General features: G+C 61.8%; 16 protein-coding genes. 9 read left to right on the plus strand and 7 right to left on the minus strand.

The window, feature by feature from the left end:
• Window positions 1-83: 83 nt before the first annotated feature.
• Genes ribBA through nrdR form a run of 4 tightly spaced genes read right to left on the minus strand, consistent with a single transcriptional unit; the run spans window position 84 to window position 3,495 of the window.
• The gene (gene ribBA, locus E3W21_RS29815; RefSeq protein WP_033059428.1) at window positions 84-1,175 is read right to left on the minus strand and encodes a bifunctional 3,4-dihydroxy-2-butanone-4-phosphate synthase/GTP cyclohydrolase II; all 1,092 of its coding nucleotides are present in this window, start codon (window positions 1,173-1,175) and stop codon (window positions 84-86) included.
• A gap of 16 nt (window positions 1,176-1,191) precedes the next feature.
• On the minus strand, window positions 1,192-1,854 hold the full coding sequence (locus E3W21_RS29820; RefSeq protein ID WP_134423297.1) for a riboflavin synthase: 663 nt from the start codon (window positions 1,852-1,854) through the stop codon (window positions 1,192-1,194).
• A 46-nt stretch (window positions 1,855-1,900) separates the two neighbouring features.
• Window positions 1,901-3,034, minus strand: a complete 1,134-nt coding sequence (gene ribD / locus E3W21_RS29825) for a bifunctional diaminohydroxyphosphoribosylaminopyrimidine deaminase/5-amino-6-(5-phosphoribosylamino)uracil reductase RibD (protein ID WP_134423299.1) — start codon at window positions 3,032-3,034, stop codon at window positions 1,901-1,903.
• Window positions 3,031-3,495: a transcriptional regulator NrdR gene (nrdR, locus tag E3W21_RS29830; protein WP_003228656.1), complete on the minus strand. Its 465-nt coding sequence runs from the start codon at window positions 3,493-3,495 to the stop codon at window positions 3,031-3,033. The genes ribD and nrdR overlap by 4 nt, the downstream gene beginning before the upstream one ends.
• 128 nt (window positions 3,496-3,623) lie before the next feature.
• Here nrdR and E3W21_RS29835 point away from each other — a divergent pair, with 128 nt between their 5' ends.
• The 3 genes from E3W21_RS29835 to trxA all read left to right on the plus strand — a co-directional run bounded on the left by E3W21_RS29835 (window position 3,624) and on the right by trxA (window position 5,780).
• Entirely contained in the window at window positions 3,624-4,088 is a 465-nt protein-coding gene (locus E3W21_RS29835) for a YbaY family lipoprotein (RefSeq protein ID WP_134423301.1), read from the plus strand.
• Entirely contained in the window at window positions 4,085-4,741 is a 657-nt protein-coding gene (locus E3W21_RS29840; protein WP_134423303.1) for a methyltransferase, read from the plus strand. Before E3W21_RS29835 ends, E3W21_RS29840 begins: the two co-directional genes overlap by 4 nt.
• 166 nt (window positions 4,742-4,907) lie before the next feature.
• Window positions 4,908-5,780, plus strand: a complete 873-nt coding sequence (trxA, locus tag E3W21_RS29845; RefSeq protein ID WP_129440809.1) for a thioredoxin — start codon at window positions 4,908-4,910, stop codon at window positions 5,778-5,780.
• A 102-nt stretch (window positions 5,781-5,882) separates the two neighbouring features.
• On the opposite strand, the gene E3W21_RS29850 is transcribed toward trxA, so the two are convergent.
• Window positions 5,883-6,224 (minus strand): hypothetical protein, encoded by a 342-nt coding sequence (locus E3W21_RS29850; protein ID WP_134423305.1) that lies wholly within the window; start codon window positions 6,222-6,224, stop codon window positions 5,883-5,885.
• A gap of 135 nt (window positions 6,225-6,359) precedes the next feature.
• Here E3W21_RS29850 and E3W21_RS29855 point away from each other — a divergent pair, with 135 nt between their 5' ends.
• The 5 genes from E3W21_RS29855 to E3W21_RS29875 all read left to right on the plus strand — a co-directional run bounded on the left by E3W21_RS29855 (window position 6,360) and on the right by E3W21_RS29875 (window position 10,491).
• Entirely contained in the window at window positions 6,360-6,938 is a 579-nt protein-coding gene (locus tag E3W21_RS29855; protein WP_134423307.1) for a DUF2796 domain-containing protein, read from the plus strand.
• Between the two features lie 136 nt (window positions 6,939-7,074).
• Window positions 7,075-7,785, plus strand: coding sequence for an ABC transporter ATP-binding protein (locus E3W21_RS29860; protein WP_134423309.1), 711 nt, complete (start codon window positions 7,075-7,077; stop codon window positions 7,783-7,785).
• A gap of 1 nt (window position 7,786) precedes the next feature.
• Window positions 7,787-9,052 (plus strand): ABC transporter permease, encoded by a 1,266-nt coding sequence (locus E3W21_RS29865; RefSeq protein ID WP_134423311.1) that lies wholly within the window; start codon window positions 7,787-7,789, stop codon window positions 9,050-9,052.
• A gap of 11 nt (window positions 9,053-9,063) precedes the next feature.
• Complete coding sequence (locus E3W21_RS29870) at window positions 9,064-9,582, plus strand: DUF3299 domain-containing protein (protein ID WP_129440799.1); 519 nt, start codon at window positions 9,064-9,066, stop codon at window positions 9,580-9,582.
• Window positions 9,583-9,792: 210 nt separating this feature from the next.
• Window positions 9,793-10,491 (plus strand): OmpW family protein, encoded by a 699-nt coding sequence (locus tag E3W21_RS29875; RefSeq protein ID WP_129440797.1) that lies wholly within the window; start codon window positions 9,793-9,795, stop codon window positions 10,489-10,491.
• Window positions 10,492-10,753: 262 nt separating this feature from the next.
• Here the strand turns inward: E3W21_RS29875 and E3W21_RS29880 are convergent, their stop codons facing one another.
• Together E3W21_RS29880 and E3W21_RS29885 are read right to left on the minus strand one after the other, a co-directional pair.
• Window positions 10,754-11,683, minus strand: a complete 930-nt coding sequence (locus E3W21_RS29880; protein ID WP_134423313.1) for an NAD-dependent epimerase/dehydratase family protein — start codon at window positions 11,681-11,683, stop codon at window positions 10,754-10,756.
• Window positions 11,676-12,560 carry a sugar nucleotide-binding protein gene (locus E3W21_RS29885; RefSeq protein WP_046053235.1) on the minus strand — a complete coding sequence of 295 codons (885 nt, stop codon included), beginning with the start codon at window positions 12,558-12,560 and terminating at the stop codon, window positions 11,676-11,678. The genes E3W21_RS29880 and E3W21_RS29885 overlap by 8 nt, the downstream gene beginning before the upstream one ends.
• A 324-nt stretch (window positions 12,561-12,884) precedes the next feature.
• Between E3W21_RS29885 and E3W21_RS29895 the strand changes: the two genes are divergently transcribed.
• Window positions 12,885-17,201 (plus strand): DNA glycosylase AlkZ-like family protein, encoded by a 4,317-nt coding sequence (locus E3W21_RS29895; protein ID WP_134423317.1) that lies wholly within the window; start codon window positions 12,885-12,887, stop codon window positions 17,199-17,201.
• The last annotated feature ends 26 nt before the right edge of the window (window positions 17,202-17,227 follow it).

Genomic DNA, 17,227 nt, shown 5'->3' on the forward strand with positions numbered 1-17,227 from the left:
TCTCTTAAAGAGCCGGGACGCGTTTTCTACGCGTCCCTCAGTGATGTGTTAACCGCGAATCAAGGACTGGAAACAACCGGTCATTATTCGGAGGGCACGTATTCTACAACTTCCAGATCGAAACCGGATATCGCATTAAATTTCATTGGCGCACTCATCAGGCGCATTTTGCGTACGCCCAGGTCCCGAAGGATCTGCGAACCGGCACCAACGATGCTGTAGGTGGTCGGTTTTTTCGCCGGAACGTGCTCCGCGGTTTCGCGGATATGCGCCAGCAACACGTCGCCATCGAGCGGGTGGCCGAGCAACAGCACCACGCCACTGCCAGCCTCGGCAACCGCAGCCATCGCGGCGCGCAGGCTCCAGCGGCCAGGCTGTTTGACCATCAACAGGTCGCGCAGCGGGTCCATGTTGTGCACCCGAACCAGGGTCGGCTCTTCGGCGCACACGGTGCCCAGAGTCAGGGCCATGTGCACGTCGCCTTCCACGGAATCACGATAGGTCACCAGGTTGAATTGGCCCAGTTCGCTGTCCAGCGGCTGCTCGGCAATCCGCTGAACGGTACGTTCGTGGATCATCCGGTAGTGAATAAGGTCGGCGATGGTGCCGATCTTGATGTTGTGTTCGGCAGCAAACGCTTCCAGTTCCGCCCGGCGGGACATGGTGCCGTCGTCGTTCATCACTTCGCAGATCACGCCGCTCGGTTCGAAACCGGCCATGCGCGCCAGGTCGCACGCTGCTTCGGTGTGGCCGGCTCGAGCGAGGGTGCCGCCAGCCTGGGCCATCAACGGGAAGATGTGGCCGGGGCTAACGATGTCTTCAGCCTTGGCGTCTTTTGCGGCAGCGGCCTGCACGGTACGCGCACGGTCGGCGGCAGAAATGCCGGTGGTCACGCCAGTGGCCGCTTCGATGGACACGGTGAACTTGGTGCCGAAGCCGGAACCGTTGCGCGGCGCCATCAAGGGCAGCTTCAGCAGTTCGCAGCGCTCGCGGCTCATCGGCATGCAGATCAGGCCACGGGCGTGCTTGGCCATGAAGTTGATGTGTTCAGGCTGGCAGCACTCGGCGGCCATGATCAGGTCGCCTTCGTTCTCGCGATCTTCGTCATCCATGAGGATGACCATCTTGCCTTGGCGGATGTCTTCAACCAGTTCTTCGATGCTATTGAGCGCCACAAGGCACCCCCTTGGGTCAGGATTTGAGGTAGCCGTTGGCGGCCAGAAAGCTTTCGGTGATGTTTCCAGAAGTCGGCTCTGCGGCTTTATCGCCCAACAACAGGCGCTCCAGATAACGTGCCAGCAAATCAACTTCAAGATTCACCCGGCGACCTGGCTGGTAAGACGCCATGATGGTTTCGCTCAGGGTGTGCGGAATGATCGTCAGCAGGAACTCGGCGCCATCGACCGCGTTCACGGTCAGGCTGGTGCCGTCGACGGTGATCGAGCCTTTATGGGCGATGTACTTGGCCAGCTCTTTTGGAGCGCGGATGCGAAACTCCACAGCGCGAGCATTCTCGGTACGGGCAACCACTTCGCCCACGCCATCGACGTGCCCGCTGACCAGATGCCCGCCGAGGCGAGTGGTCGGGGTCAGGGCTTTTTCCAGGTTCACCGGGCTGCCGCTTTTCAGATCATTCATGGCAGTGCAGTCGAGGGTTTCGCGGCTGACGTCCGCCGCAAAGCCGTTGCCTGGCAACTCAACCGCTGTCAGGCACACGCCGTTGACCGCGATGCTGTCGCCCAGTTTGACGTCGCTCAGATCGAGCTTGCCGGTTTCTACGTGTACCCGCACATCTCCGCCTTTTGGGGTCAATGCACGAATACTGCCGATGGATTCAATGATGCCGGTAAACATGGAGTCCTCCTCGAGAACAGGGCCGTCGCGTGGCGCAGGCCCGGAATTATACGCTCGCCGCTGGCGAAGGAATGGCGATGACTCGCCAGTCATCGCCAACCGCGCGAATTTCGGTGATTTTGAGTTCAGGCGCATCCTTCATTTGCGCGAGCGGCCAATCCAGCAACGGGCGCGCAGACGAACCTAAAAACTTGCCAGCGATGAAAATCTGAAACTCGTCCACCAGCCCTTGCTGAGCGAAAGCCCCGGCCAGACGCGGCCCCGCTTCGACCAACACTTCGTTGACCCCGCGATTGGCCAGTTCGACCAGCAGTTTGCGCAGGTCGACCAAGCCATCCTCGCCCGCCACGATCAAGCACTCCGGGCCATGGGCGTATTGCTCTTCGATCGCCATACACGTGGCGACCAATGCAGGCCCGGCCTTGAAGAACGGTGCATCCAGCGGCACGCGCAGGCGGCCGTCGATCAGCACGCGAAGCGGCGGACGGCTCATGGCCAGGGCCGTTTGCTCAGGATCCAGGCCTAGTTCATCAGCACGCACAGTGAGACGGGCGTTGTCTGCCAGCACCGTGTCGGCACCGGTCAGCACCACGCTGGCCTGAGCGCGCAGGCGTTGTACCGCCGAACGCGCCGCCGGACCGGTGATCCATTGGCTTTCGCCGCTTTCCATCGCCGTACGACCGTCGAGGCTCATGGCCAACTTGACCCGCACGAACGGCAAGCCGTGCTCCATGCGCTTGAGGAAACCTTCATTGAGCTTGCGCGCTTCGCCTTCCAGCACACCGCTTTCGGTAGCGATGCCGGCCTGGGCCAGGCGCTGCATGCCACGACCGGCAACCGCCGGATTCGGGTCTTGCATCGCCGCGACGACCCGAGCCACACCCGCATGTACCAGCGCATCCGCACAAGGCGGCGTCCGTCCGTGGTGGCTGCAAGGTTCGAGGGTCACGTAAGCGGTGGCGCCTCTGGCCTTATCGCCGGCGGCGCGCAGGGCGTGGACTTCCGCGTGGGGTTCGCCGGTGCGCACATGCCAGCCTTCGCCGACAATCTGCCCGTCACGCACGATCACGCAGCCAACCCGAGGGTTGGGGTGTGTCGTGTAATGACCTTTGCGCGCCAGTTCCAGGGCACGGGCCATGTAATGGGCGTCGAGGATGGCAAGTTCTACAGAGGTGGTCATTCTTTCACCGGCTCTCTGGCCAGGCGATCGATCTCTTCGCGGAACTCGTTGAGGTCCTGGAAGCGCCGATACACGGAGGCGAAACGAATGTAGGCGACTTCGTCGAGCTTTTGCAGCTCGGCCATCACCAGTTCACCGACGACAAGGGATTTGACCTCTCGCTCACCGGTGGCGCGCAGTTTGTGTTTGATGTGCACCAGCGACGATTCCAGGCGCTCGACACTCACCGGGCGCTTCTCCAGCGCACGCTGCATGCCGGCGCGGAGTTTTTCTTCGTCGAACGGCTGGCGACTGCCGTCGGTTTTGATCAGGCGCGGCAACACCAGCTCGGCCGTCTCGAACGTCGTGAAACGCTCGCCGCAGGCCAGGCATTCACGCCGGCGGCGCACCTGTTCGCCCTCGGCGACCAGACGCGAGTCGATGACCTTGGTGTCGTTGGCACCGCAGAAGGGACAGTGCATGGTGGCAGGCAACAAAAAAAGGGAGGGCCATGGTAGCGCATCCCCGTGGCAAGACAAGCCATAGGGTTTGCGGTATACAGACGGGCTATAGAGCTAGATCCATGGATTTCACCTTGCTGGAGCCGAAAATGTCCCTAAGACCGCTCGTTTTGCTCAGTCTTTTCAGCCTGCTGGTGGCCTGCAGCAGCGATGCGCCCAAGCCCCAGCCGCCGACGCCAGGCCCCGCGCCACAACAGGCTCAGAAGAAAGCCAAGGAATCGGCCAACCTCGGCCCGCTGCCCGCGTATCAGCGTGAATTGAGCGGCACCCTGCAAGGCGTGCCGGCCGGCGCCGAAGTCGAACTGGCGCTGCTGGTGATCGACGACAAGGGCCGCCCGCAACAATTGCTGGCCAGTTCCAGCCTGATCGGCACCAATCAGATTCTGCCGTTTCACCTGCGTTTCAACCCGGAATCCTTCCCGGTCGGTGCCCGCGTTGAACTGCGGGGCCGCGTCAGCCAGTCCGGCCAGCTGATTTTGCATCTGCCGTCGCAAGTCATCAGCCAGCCAACGACGCAAGTGCTGGGTCAGCTGCAATTCGTCAAAGCGCCATGACTGCACCGCTCGACCTGCAACAGGCGCTAGGTAAACTGCTCGGTGACGCACAGCTGATTGCCTGTGAGTTGCCGGACACCGACCTGAAGCTTTGGCTGATCGACGGCGACAACATGGACCGCGCGTTCAGCCCGGAAGAAACCCGGCGGATTCTCCATGAGCCGCCTTATTGGAGTTTTTGCTGGGCCAGTGGGCTGGCGGTCGCCCGTTATCTCGCCCAGAACCCACACTGGGTCGAGGGCAAACGGGTGCTGGATTTCGGCGCCGGTTCCGGGGTGGCGGGGATTGCGGCGGTGAAGGCCGGAGCGCTGGAAGTGGTGGCCTGTGACCTCGACCCGCTGGCGATTGCGGCGTGCCGGGCGAATGCCGAACTCAATGACGTACACCTCAACTACTCGACGGATTTTTTTGCCGAAGCGGATTGGTTTGATCTGATTCTGGTGGCCGACGTTCTGTACGACCGGGCGAATCTGCCGTTGCTCGATGAATTCTTGAGTCGCGGCCAGGAAGCCCTGGTGGCCGATTCGCGCGTGAGGGATTTTCGCCACCCGTTGTATAGACGCATCGAGATGCTGGAAGCGATGACCTTGCCCGATCTGGCCGAGCCCGAAGAGTTTCGGCATGTGAGCCTCTACCACGCGCGGCGCGGCTAAAAGCATCGCGAGCAAGCTCGCTCACAGTTGACTGCATTCCCCTGTGGGAGCGGGCTTGCTCGCGAAGGCGCCCTGTCAGCCAACACATCTCCAACGACCACACCGCTTCCGGCCAGCCCCCACCAAGCCTTATAGTTGCCCCATTCACGCTTTTACGAGATCCCCCATGAGTCAGGAAACGCCGTACATCTTCGACGCCACGACTGCCGATTTCGAGCAGTCGGTGATCGAGAACTCTTTCCACAAACCGGTGCTGGTGGATTTCTGGGCCGAATGGTGTGCGCCCTGCAAGGCGTTGATGCCGATGCTGCAAACCATCGCCGAAAGCTATCAGGGCGAGTTGCTGCTGGCCAAGGTCAACTGCGACGTCGAGCCGGACATCGTTTCGCGCTTTGGCATTCGCAGCCTGCCGACGGTGGTGCTGTTCAAGGACGGTCAGCCGGTGGATGGTTTTGCCGGTGCACAGCCGGAATCCGCCGTGCGCGCGATGCTCGAACCTCACGTGCAAATGCCGCCACCGGCGGCTGCCGACCCGTTCGAACAGGCTCAGGCGCTGTTTGATGACAACCGCTTCGCCGACGCCGAAGCCACACTGAAAGTGCTGCTGGGCGAAGACAACACCAATGCCAAGGCGCTGATTCTCTACGCCCGCTGCCTCACCGAACGTGGAGAGCTGGGTGAAGCGCAAACCGTGCTCGACGCGGTCAAGAGCGATGAGCACAAGGCCGCCCTCGCCGGCGCCAAGGCGCAGATCCAGTTTCTCGGCCAGGCCAAGGATTTGCCGGATGCGGCAGACCTGAAAGCGCGCCTGGCAAAAAATCCGCAGGACGATGAAGCGGTTTATCAGCTGGCGATCCAGCAACTGGCCCGTCAGCAGTACGATGCGGCGCTGGATGCGTTGCTCAAGCTGTTCGTGCGCAATCGCAGCTACAGCGAAGGCTTGCCGCACAAGACCTTGCTGCAGGTGTTCGAACTGCTGGGCAACGATCACCCGCTGGTGACCACGTACCGCCGCAAGTTGTTTGCTGCTCTTTATTGAAAGATCAAAAGATCGCAGCCTCGTTTCACTCGGCAGCTCCTACTTGGGATGTTGTTTCCCTGTAGGAGCTGTCGAGCGAAGCGAGGCTGCGATCTTTGCGTTTTACTCGATCCATCTGTAGAGCGGCGTATCTCCGCCGCTCGTCACCTTCACATCCGAGCAATGGCGCAAACGCACCAGCAACCGCTTGGCCGACGCCGCACTGCCGGTCAATCCTTCCAACTGATCCAGCAAATCCGGCCCGCTCAATTGCCCGGCCTTGCGCAGCAAATCCTTGGCGATCTGCCACAGCGCATCATCCTGATTGATCGGTTTTGCCGGCGCTGCACTGGCCTCCGGTTTCACCACTTGCAACTGCGCACCGAGCCGCGCCCAGTCGCCGTCATCCATCTCCAGCGTCAAATCCACCGGCCAGTCGCCGATACTTCCGCGTATACGCAACATAAGTCTGCTCCTGCACATTTCTGACTTGCATGCTCCCATGGGACTTGTGCAACGCCAAGCAGGCGGTCAAACTCTCGCCACTTACGTTATAAGATCACATAACAAACTCTTCATTTTACTTTTCGGAGACCCGCCATGCGCCGTCTGCTTCTCGCTCTGCCGTTTGCCCTGTTGCCGCTCGCTGTCGCCCACGCTGCCGATGAACATCATCATGAGCACGGCAGCCTCGGCGCCCACGAACATGGTGTCGGTCGCCTGAACGCAGCACTGGACGGTCAGACCCTGGAGCTGGAACTGGAAAGCCCGGCGATGAACCTGGTGGGTTTCGAACACGCCGCCACCACCGACGCCGACAAGGCCAAAGTCGCCGCCGTTCGTGCGCAGCTTGAGAAACCGCTGGTATTGTTCAACCTGCCGAAAGCCGCTGGTTGCGTGGTTGCGACTCAGGAACTGGAGAGCCCGTTGTTCGGCGACAAGCCGGATGCCGATGATGATCACGACGAAGAGGCCAAGGGCGAGCATCACCACGACCACAGCGAAATCCACGCCCATTACCAGTTCAGTTGCTCGGCACCGGGCGCACTGAAAACCCTGGACCTGGCGAACATCTTCAACACCTTCCCGGCGACCCAGAAGATTCAGGTACAACTGATCAGCCCGAGCGGCCAGCAAGGGGTTGAAGTGACGGCCAAGGCTGCCGCCCTGAAATTCTGACCCACCGCAAAACCAATGTGGGAGCGGGCTTGCTCGCGAATGCGGTGTGTCAGGCAACATCAATGTCGACTGACACGTCCTCTTCGCGAGCAAGCCCGCTCCCACAGGGGGCCACCACTCACCTGACCGGTTTCACATGACCCAAGCACTCATCGAACTGTCCGACCTGGGCTTCAGCTGGCCCGGTCATCCGCCGCTGCTGGATATCCCGGCGTTTCGCCTGGAACCTGGCGAAACCCTGTTCCTCAAAGGCCCCAGCGGCAGTGGCAAGACCACCCTGCTCGGCTTGCTCGGCGGTGTGCAGAAGCCCAATCGCGGCAGCATCCGATTGCTGGGCCAGGAGCTGACCGAACTCTCGGCCGGTGCTCGCGACCGCTTTCGGGTCGATCACACCGGCTACATCTTCCAGCAGTTCAACTTGCTGCCGTTTCTCTCGGTGCGCGAGAACGTTGAGTTGCCCTGCCACTTTTCCAAGCTGCGCGCTCAACGGGCGATCCTGCGCCATGGCAGCGTCGATCAGGCGGCGGCCACCCTCCTCGCCCACCTGGGTCTGAAGGATGAAAGCATCCTCAGCCGCCGCGCCGATTCGCTGTCCATCGGCCAGCAGCAACGGGTTGCCGCTGCGCGCGCGTTGATCGGTCAGCCTGAATTGGTGATCGCCGACGAACCGACTTCGGCCCTGGATTACGACGCCCGCGAGAATTTCATTCGCTTGCTGTTCGCCGAATGCCGCGAAGCCGGGTCGAGCCTGCTGTTCGTCAGCCATGACCAGAGCCTGGCACCGCTGTTCGATCGCCACCTGTCGCTGGCCGATCTCAATCGCGCCGCCACCCCGTCCGAGGTCTGAGATGTATTTGTTTCGTCTAGCCATGGCCAGCCTGGCTAACCGCCGCTTCACCGCGATCCTCACCGCGTTCGCCATTGCCCTGTCGGTCTGCCTGCTGCTAGCCGTGGAGCGCGTGCGCACCGAAGCCAAGGCCAGTTTCGCCAGCACCATCAGCGGCACCGACCTGATCGTCGGCGCACGTTCCGGTTCGGTGAACCTGTTGCTGTACTCGGTGTTCCGCATCGGCAACGCCACCAACAACATCCGTTGGGACAGCTTCGAGCACTTCGCCAACAACCCGAAAGTGAAGTGGGCAATCCCGATGTCCCTCGGCGACTCCCATCGCGGTTATCGGGTGATGGGCACCACCGAGGCGTACTTCGAGCACTATCAATACGGCCATCAACAGCACCTGGAACTGGCCGACGGCCGGGCCTTCGCCACCGACCCGTTTGAAGTGGTACTCGGTGCCGAAGTGGCCGATGCGCTGCACTACAAACTCGGTGACAAACTGGTGCTGGCCCACGGCGTGGCGGTGATCAGCCTGGTCAAGCACGACGACAAGCCGTTCACCGTGGCCGGCATTCTCAAACGCACCGGCACCCCGGTGGACCGCACGTTGCATATCAGCCTGGGCGGTATGGAAGCGATTCACATCGACTGGCACAACGGCGTGCCGGCGCGCGGCAACGGACGGATCAGTGCCGATCAGGCGCGTAACATGGACCTGACGCCGCAAGCGATCACGGCGTTCATGCTCGGCCTCAACAGTAAGATTTCGACCTTCGCGCTACAGCGTGAGATCAATGAATTTCGGGGTGAACCGATGCTGGCGATCCTGCCGGGCGTGGCGCTGCAAGAACTGTGGAGTTTGATGAGCACGGCGGAAAAAGCCTTGTTCGTGGTCTCACTGTTCGTGGTGCTGACCGGGTTGATCGGCATGCTCACGGCGATCCTCACCAGCCTCAACGAACGCCGCCGGGAGATGGCGATTCTGCGTTCGGTGGGTGCCCGACCGTGGCACATCGCGACGTTGTTGGTGCTGGAGGCGTTTGCCCTGGCACTGTCGGGCGTGATTGCCGGTGTGGCGCTGCTGTATGTGGGCATCGCGGCGGCTCAGGGTTATGTGCAAGCGAATTACGGCTTGTACCTGCCACTGGCCTGGCCGAGCGAATATGAATGGACGCTGCTCGGTGGCATCCTGATCGCCGCGTTGCTGATGGGCAGCGTGCCGGCCTGGCGCGCGTATCGCCAATCCCTGGCCGATGGCCTGTCGATCCGTTTATGAGGACATTAAACATGCCCCGCGCTGTGCTTGCGCTGTTGATGCTGGTCGCCTTGCCCCTGTGGGCGGCCGAGCCGAAAGACCTGACCTGGTCGGAAATGATCCCGCCGGACGCCGCACCGGAAGTGCCGAACATGACGCCGCTGCACGACCTGTCACAGATGGGCAGCGCGTTGGCCGCCGAATCGGCGCCAGCGGCCAAGCAAGACATGCCTAATGCACCGGTGGTGAAAAGCCTCGACGGTCAGAACATTCGTTTACCGGGTTACATCGTGCCGCTGGAAGTGAGTGAAGAAGGTCGCACCACCGAGTTTCTGCTGGTGCCTTATTTCGGCGCCTGCATCCACGTGCCGCCACCGCCGTCGAACCAGATCGTGCACGTCAAAAGCGAGGTGGGCGTGAAGCTCGACGAGTTGTATCAGCCGTACTGGATCGAAGGGGCATTGCAGGTTAAAGCGTCGACCAGCGAGTTGGCGGATGCCGGGTATCAGATGGAGGCGGACAAGATTTATGTGTATGAATTGCCAGAGTGAACCCGGTCATTTTTCTTACCGTTGATATCGCCAAGATCGCAGCCTTCGGCAGCTCCTACAGGATCGGGTTTGCACGCGGTCAATGTAGGAGCTGCCGAAGGTTGCGATCTTTTGGGGCCATCACTGTTTCATTGAGCTGAGTCAAAAGACCGTATCAGACGCCTCCGTACCATTGGACATCGAAATTTTTAACGTCCTTTGGAGCTCTCCATGCACAAGTCATTGCTCAGCGCTTCGCTGTTTGCCCTCGCGCTTGCAGCACCGCTAGCCTACGCCCACGAAGCCGGCGATATCATCGTTCGTGCCGGTGCAATCACCGTCAACCCGAAAGCCGACAGCTCTAGCGTCAAGGTTGATCAAGGTCCCCTGAAGGGTGCCGATCTGGGTGGCAAGGCCACCATGAGCAGCGACACGCAACTGGGTCTGAACTTCGCTTACATGCTCAACAGCCACTGGGGGATCGAGCTGCTGGCGGCCTCGCCGTTCGAGCATGACGTGAAGATCAAAGGCACCGCCCTGGGCGCAGCCAACGGCAAACTCGGTACGCTGAAACACCTGCCACCGACACTGAGCGTTGTGTACTACCCACTGGACGCGAAGTCCGCGTTCCAGCCGTATGTCGGCGCCGGTATCAACTACACCTGGATCTACGACGAGCACGTTGGCAGCGAAGCCAGCGCCAACGGCTTCAGCAACTTCAAGGCGGATAACTCCTGGGGCATGGCGTTCCAGGTCGGCGCCGACTACATGCTGACCGACAACATCATGATCAACGCCCAAGTGCGCTACATCGACATCGACACCACCGCGACCGTGCAAAATAACGCAGTGGCGCAGGGCACTCGCGCCAAGGTCGATGTGGACGTAGACCCGTTCATCTACATGGTTGGCCTGGGTTACAAGTTCTAAAATTGCCACACAAAAAAAGGCGCCTCGAAAGGCTAATGCCGGTCAGTTAAGCCAAAACGCGATCCGTAGCAGCTGGCGAAGCCTGCGTTCGGCTGCAAAGCAGTCGTGATCAGACGATGCGGTGTTTCAGGAAGACCGCAAACTCAGGTTTTACGACTGCTGCGCAGCCGAACGCAGGCTTCGCCAGCTGCTACGGATTGTGTCGTTCCTTAACTGACCGGCATTACCTCGAAAGGTGCCTTTTTCATGGTCGAGGAAAACCTCAGCGTCCCAACAACCGCGCCAGGCCGACACGCATCGGTGTCTGCTCTGGGTAGGTAAAGCGCTCCAGCAAACGCTGATTGTTCGCTCGCGAGTGACGAATGTCACCGGAGCGCGCCGGGCCATAGCTCACCGGCGGCAATTGACCGACTACCGCTTCAAGGGCTTCAAGCATTTGCTTGAGGGTCGTGGCCTGGTTCCAGCCGACGTTAACCGCGCCGACTTCGACCTGCGGTTTCTCGATCGCTTGCACCAACAAGTCGACCAGGTCTTCGACGTAGACGAAGTCGCGAGTCTGCTCACCGTCACCGAACACCGTGATCGGCAGGCCCTTCTGCGCGCGCTCGCTGAAAATGCTGATCACCCCGGAATACGGCGAGGACGGATCCTGGCGTGGGCCGAAGATGTTGAAGAAGCGGAAAATCACCGGCTCCAGACCATGCTGGCGACGGTAAAAATCGAAGTAATGTTCGCTCGCCAATTTGTCCGAAGCATAGGGCGTCAACGGTGCCTTGGGCGTGTCTTCGTCGATCGACTCGCCTTCGCCATTGTTGCCGTAGACCGCTGCGCTGGACGCGTACAGCACCCGCTGGACGCCGGTCTGGCGCATGGCTTCGCAGACATTCAGCGAGCCAATGAAATTGCTCTGGTGAGTCTTCACCGGATCATCCACCGACGCCTGCACCGACGCCACTGCGGCCAGGTGCGCCACAGCGCTGCAACCGACCATCGCCTGCGCGACCAGCGCGGCATCGGCGACATCACCCACGATCAGTTCGACGCCAGGATTGTCCAGCGGCAAGTTGCTGCGTTTGCCGGTGGAGAGGTCATCGAGAATGCGCACCGAATGGCCCTTGGCGAGTAAGGCATCGGTGAGGTGCGAGCCGATGAAACCGGCGCCGCCGGTGATTAAAACAGGGCCGTCAGCCATGGCGATAAAACCTATCCAGTAAGCCTGGGAGTGCCGCACGCCAGGCGCGGGGCTTGATCCCGAAAGTGTGTAGAATTTTCTTGCAGGCCAGCACCGCGTGTTGCGGCTCTTCGGCGGCGTCGGGCCGGGCGGCGTGAGCCTGGGCGGTCGGCGCTTCGATGGCCAGCGGGTGCAGAGCACGTGCTTCGGTGAGGATCGCCTGCCCAAGCGCCAGCGGCGTGGTCGCCTCATGCCCGGCGTAATGGTAGGTGCCCCACAGAGGCGCCGAGCAATCGAGTTGCTTGAGGACCGAGATAATCACCCGCGCGGCGTCATCCACCGGCGTCGGATTGCCCCGACGGTCATCAGCCATCAGCAATTCTTCAGGCAGTTCGGCGCGACCGAGGAAACGCCCGAGGGTGCCGTCAGGGCTGTCATCCAGCAGCCAGCCAAAGCGCAGCAACACGTGTTGCGGGCAGGTGGCGCGAACGCTTTGTTCGATCCGCCACAAAGCCTGACCGCGCAGGCCCAAGGGCACCGGTTCGTCTTTTTCGCTGTAGGCCGTCGCCCGGGAGCCATCGAACACCCGATAGCTCGACGGTTGCAGCAGCACGATGTTGTGATGCTGGCACAGTTCGGCCAGACGCTCGATTGCCCGCTCCTGTCCGGCCAGACGCTGTTCGCTGACCGTCTCCGCCTGAAACCAGTCGAAGTAATAGGCGAGGTTGATCAACGCGTCCGGACGGGTGTCGTCGAGCAGTTGCGTCAGGGTCGCGGCGTCCCAGCCGTCTTGCGGTGGGCGGGGGGCGAGGAAGCCGATGTCTTCCTCCGCACCGAGGCGAATCAGCGCCTGCCCAAGGGCATTTCCGCCGCCCAGTAACATAAGGCGCATTCGCATAGAGTCAGCAGGCCCAGTCTGATTGAAACAATGGCTTTATCGACACCGCTCGCGGGCGATGCCGTCGATAGTTGCCGGAATCGTTGCATTTTGCGGGTTTAGTGCGCAACCGTCATCCGTAAAGTGTAGATACCTTGGATCTGTGCTGCCTGTTCCGGCCCCTTCGCGAGCAAGTCGAATCGTCGCACCGCCGCTCCCACAAGGGATCTGCGGCGTACACAAATCCAATGTGGGAGCGGGCTTGCCCGCGAAGGGGCCATAAGGATCAATAGAGATCTCCAGCGGTACTTGCATCTTCCTCACCCCGCCCGCATAAATTGTTCCATGAATCTGCCAATCCCGACGGACAGCGCCCTGGCAGGCTTCCACCCCGCCGTCAGCGCCTGGTTCAGCAGCACCTTCCCGACGGTCACCGCCGCCCAGGCCCGGGCGTGGCCGTTGATCCGCCAGCACCGTTCGACCCTGGTCGCCGCACCCACGGGCTCCGGCAAGACCCTCACCGCGTTCCTCGCGGTCATCGACGACCTGGTCCACCGCGCAATGGCCAACGGCGGCCATCTGCCGGATGAAACCCTGGTGGTCTACGTTTCGCCGCTAAAAGCCCTGTCCAACGACATCCAGATCAACCTGCAAGACCCGCTGGCCGGCATAACCGAGCAGTTACGCGCGATGGGCTTGCCGCAATTGCAGATCAACACCGCCGTGCGCACCGGCGACACACCGCAAAAAGACCGCTCGGCGATGCGCAAGACCGCCCCACACATTCTGGTGACCACCCCGGAATCCCTTTACGTATTGCTCGGTTCCGACTCCGGCCGACAAATGCTCAGCACTGCCCGCACGGTGATCGTCGACGAAATTCACGCGATCGCCGCCAGCAAACGCGGCAGTCACCTGGCCCTGAGCCTTGAGCGACTGCAAGCGTTGTGCGCGCAACCGCTGATGCGAATCGGCCTGTCTGCCACGCAAAAACCCATCGAAGCCGTCTCGCAATTTCTGGTGGGCCGTGATCGCGCGTGCGAAATCATCGACATCGGCCACGCCCGCCCGCGGGATCTGGACATCGAAGTGCCGCCCGTGCCGTTGTCGGCGGTGATGGCCAACGACATCTGGGAACTGGTCTACGACCGCCTCGCCGCCCTCGCCCGCGAACACCGCACCACGCTGATTTTCGTCAACACCCGACGCCTCGCCGAACGCCTGAGCCGTCACTTGAGCGAGCGTCTCGGCAAGGAGGCGGTGGCCGCCCACCACGGTAGCCTGGCCAAGGAGTTTCGTCTTGACGCCGAACAGCGGCTCAAGCGCGGCGACCTGCAAGTGCTGATCGCCACGGCGTCCCTGGAACTGGGGATCGATATCGGCGATGTCGACCTGGTCTGCCAGATCGCCTCGCCACGCTCGATCGCCGGGTTTCTGCAACGGGTCGGCCGCTCCGGGCACCAGGTCGGCGGCATACCCAAGGGCCGTTTGTTCGCCACCACCCGCGACGACCTGATCGAATGCGCCGCCCTGCTCGACTGCGTGCGGCGCGGCGAACTCGACACGTTGCTGATCCCCAAGGCACCGCTGGACGTGCTGGCCCAGCAGATCATCGCCGAGGTCAGTTGCCAGGAATGGCAGGAGCAGGCGCTGCTGGAGGTGTTCCGCAACGCCTCGCCCTACAGCGAACTCGACGAAAAACACTATCAAGCGCTGCTGCAGATGCTCGCCGAAGGCTACAACGGTCGCCTGGGCATCCGCAGCGCTTACTTGCACCGCGACGCGGTGACCCGCACCCTGCGCGGTCGCCGGGGCGCCAAACTGACCGCCGTGACCAGCGGCGGGACGATCCCGGACAACGCCGATTACAGCGTTTTACTCGAACCCCAAGGGCTGAACCTCGGCAGCGTCAACGAAGACTTTGCGGTGGAAAGCATCGCCGGGGATGTCTTCCAATTGGGCAACACCTCCTACCGAATTCTGCGGGTCGAAACCGGCAAGGTCCGGGTCGAAGATGCTCAGGGCCAACCGCCGACCATTCCCTTCTGGCTCGGCGAAGCGCCAGGGCGCAGCGCTGAACTGTCGTTTGCCGTGGCCCGCCTGCAAGCGCAACTCGATGAGCTACTCGGCGCCACCCCCGGTCACTTGCAGCCCGCAATCGACTGGCTGACCGACACCCTCGGTCTGAACCTGGCCAGTGCCGAACAATTGGTCGATTACCTGGCCCGTGCGCGCCTGACATTGGGCGCCCTGCCGTCACAAGACACACTGCTGATGGAGCGATTTTTCGACGAGTCCGGCGGCACGCAATTGATCATTCACACGCCGTTCGGCAGCCGCATCAACCGTGCCTGGGGCCTGGCCCTGCGCAAGCGTTTCTGCCGCACCTTCAACTTCGAATTGCAGGCTGCCGCCAGCGAAGACGCCATCGTCCTGTCGCTGTCGGCCAGCCACAGTTTTGAACTCGATGATGTCTGGCGCTATTTGCACAGCAACAGCGCCGAGCACACCCTGATTCAAGCCGTGCTCGATGCGCCGCTGTTCGGTGTGCGCTGGCGCTGGAATGCAGGGGTCGCTCTGGCGCTGCCGCGCTACAGTGGCGGACGCAAAGTCCCGCCGCAGATCCAGCGGATGAAAAGCGAAGACCTGATCGCCAGCGTATTTCCCGACCAGATGGCCTGCGTGGAAAACCTCGCCGGCGAACGGGAAATTCCCGACCATCCACTGGTGGAACAAACCCTCGACGACTGCCTGCACGAAGCCATGGACAGCGAAGGCTGGCTGGCGTTGTTGCGGCGCATGGAACGTGGCGACATCCGCTTGATCAGCCGCGACCTGCCGGCCCCCTCACCGCTGGCCGCGGAAATTCTCAGTGCCCGACCCTACACCTTTCTCGACGATGCGCCGCTGGAAGAACGCCGCACTCAAGCAGTGCTCAATCGCCGCTGGAGCGATCCGCAATCCACCGACGACCTCGGCGCGCTGGATGCGGACGCGATTCAAGCCGTGCGCGAGGAAGCCTGGCCAACGCCGACTGGCGTCGATGAAATGCATGAGGCGTTGATGAGCCTCGCGTGCATCAGCGACGTCGAGGCCAAGGCCCATCCAGACTGGCTCGATTGGCTGAACGCCCTGGCCGACAGCGGTCGCGCCAGCCGCTTGCAAGTCAATGCTGGGCAAGCGCTATGGTTGGCACTGGAGCGGTTGACTTGCTTGCAGGCGATTTATCCACAAGCGATTTTGCAGCCACCGTTGGAGGCGTTGCCCGGGTTCGATGAAGTCTGGGCGCCCGACGAAGCGGTGCTGGAAGTGATTCGTGCGCGGCTCAGCGCGTTCGGTCCGCTGCCGCTGAGCGCGATTGCCGAACCGCTCGGATTGACGGCGACTCAAGTCACCCAGGCGTTGGCGCAACTGGAACGCGAAGGCTATGTGCTGCGTGGCCAATTCACGCCCGGCACGGCGGAGGAAGAATGGTGCGAGCGGCATCTGCTGGCGCGGATTCACCGCTACACCGTCAAGCGTCTACGGCGGGAAATCGAACCCGTGGCGTTGCAGGATTTCATGCGTTTCCTGTTCGACTGGCAGCATCTGTCCGCCACGACCCAAGGCCAGGGCAGCGCAGTATTGCCCGCGATAGTCGGTCAGTTCGAAGGCTACCCCGCCGCCGCTTCAGCCTGGGACAGCGATATTTTGCCGGCGCGAATAAAAGACTATTCAGCGAATTGGCTGGATGACCTGTGTCGCAGCGGCAAACTGGTCTGGACTCGCCTGACCGCGCGCAACAAGAGCGCCAGCACGGCATTGCGCAGCACACCGATTCTGCTATTGCCGCGCAGTCAGGTCGGGTTGTGGAGCGGGTTGACCGAGCAAACGCCGGTCAGCGAACTCTCGCCCAAGACGCAAAAAGTCTACGAAGCCCTGAGCCAACACGGCGCGCTGTTTTTTGATGAGCTGACTCACGAGGCCCACCTGCTGCGCTCGGAACTGGAAATCGCCTTGCAGGAATTGGTAGGCGCCGGGCTGGTGAATGCCGACAGCTTCGCCGGCCTGCGAGCGCTGATTACTCCGGCCAGCAAACGCCAGAATCGCAGCAGCCGACGCGGGCGCGGAGCGTTTGTCGGCGGGATGGACGATGCCGGGCGCTGGGCCTTGCTGCGACGCGGCGTGCAAGCTCCGGTTGTGGATAACAAACGTCCGGCACCGACGCCGACCGACACCCTGGAACATATCGCCATGACCTTGCTCCGGCGCTACGGCGTGGTGTTCTGGCGCTTGCTGGAGCGTGAAGCGGATTGGTTGCCGAGCTGGCGGGAATTGCTGCGCACTTTCCATCGGCTGGAAGCTCGAGGCGAGATTCGCGGTGGGCGGTTTGTCAGTGGTTTGGCCGGTGAACAATTTGCGTTGCCCGAAGCCATTCCATTACTGCGCGAGGTGCGACGACGGCCGCATGACGGGAGTTTGATTGCCGTGTGCGGGGTTGATCCGCTGAACCTCGCGGGGACGCTTCTGCCGGGAGCAAAAGTGCCGGCATTGGCGAGTAATCGATTGGTGTATCGCGATGGATTGCCCGCCGCTGCCGAGATCGCCGGCAAGCAGACTTTCTGGCTGGAGTTGGATCAGCAGACCAGTGCTGAGGTCCGTAGCAAACTGATCCAACATTGACGTTGCCTGGCCTGGCCCCTTCGCGA

The sequence above is a fragment of the Pseudomonas sp. F01002 genome, assembly GCF_004402115.1.
Classification (GTDB): Bacteria; Pseudomonadota; Gammaproteobacteria; order Pseudomonadales; family Pseudomonadaceae; genus Aquipseudomonas; species Aquipseudomonas frigoris.

What these genes read in the sequence shown, in the direction of transcription:
- E3W21_RS29820 (WP_134423297.1), bottom strand. Translation starts at nt 1,854, where the DNA reads ATGTTTACCGGCATCATTGAATCCATCGGCAGTATTCGTGCATTGACC.
- ribD (WP_134423299.1), bottom strand. Translation starts at nt 3,034, where the DNA reads ATGACCACCTCTGTAGAACTTGCCATCCTCGACGCCCATTACATGGCC.
- nrdR (WP_003228656.1), bottom strand. Translation starts at nt 3,495, where the DNA reads ATGCACTGTCCCTTCTGCGGTGCCAACGACACCAAGGTCATCGACTCG.
- E3W21_RS29835 (WP_134423301.1), top strand. Translation starts at nt 3,624, where the DNA reads ATGTCCCTAAGACCGCTCGTTTTGCTCAGTCTTTTCAGCCTGCTGGTG.
- E3W21_RS29840 (WP_134423303.1), top strand. Translation starts at nt 4,085, where the DNA reads ATGACTGCACCGCTCGACCTGCAACAGGCGCTAGGTAAACTGCTCGGT.
- trxA (WP_129440809.1), top strand. Translation starts at nt 4,908, where the DNA reads ATGAGTCAGGAAACGCCGTACATCTTCGACGCCACGACTGCCGATTTC.
- E3W21_RS29850 (WP_134423305.1), bottom strand. Translation starts at nt 6,224, where the DNA reads ATGTTGCGTATACGCGGAAGTATCGGCGACTGGCCGGTGGATTTGACG.
- E3W21_RS29855 (WP_134423307.1), top strand. Translation starts at nt 6,360, where the DNA reads ATGCGCCGTCTGCTTCTCGCTCTGCCGTTTGCCCTGTTGCCGCTCGCT.
- E3W21_RS29860 (WP_134423309.1), top strand. Translation starts at nt 7,075, where the DNA reads ATGACCCAAGCACTCATCGAACTGTCCGACCTGGGCTTCAGCTGGCCC.
- E3W21_RS29865 (WP_134423311.1), top strand. Translation starts at nt 7,787, where the DNA reads ATGTATTTGTTTCGTCTAGCCATGGCCAGCCTGGCTAACCGCCGCTTC.
- E3W21_RS29870 (WP_129440799.1), top strand. Translation starts at nt 9,064, where the DNA reads ATGCCCCGCGCTGTGCTTGCGCTGTTGATGCTGGTCGCCTTGCCCCTG.
- E3W21_RS29875 (WP_129440797.1), top strand. Translation starts at nt 9,793, where the DNA reads ATGCACAAGTCATTGCTCAGCGCTTCGCTGTTTGCCCTCGCGCTTGCA.
- E3W21_RS29880 (WP_134423313.1), bottom strand. Translation starts at nt 11,683, where the DNA reads ATGGCTGACGGCCCTGTTTTAATCACCGGCGGCGCCGGTTTCATCGGC.
- E3W21_RS29885 (WP_046053235.1), bottom strand. Translation starts at nt 12,560, where the DNA reads ATGCGAATGCGCCTTATGTTACTGGGCGGCGGAAATGCCCTTGGGCAG.
- E3W21_RS29895 (WP_134423317.1), top strand. Translation starts at nt 12,885, where the DNA reads ATGAATCTGCCAATCCCGACGGACAGCGCCCTGGCAGGCTTCCACCCC.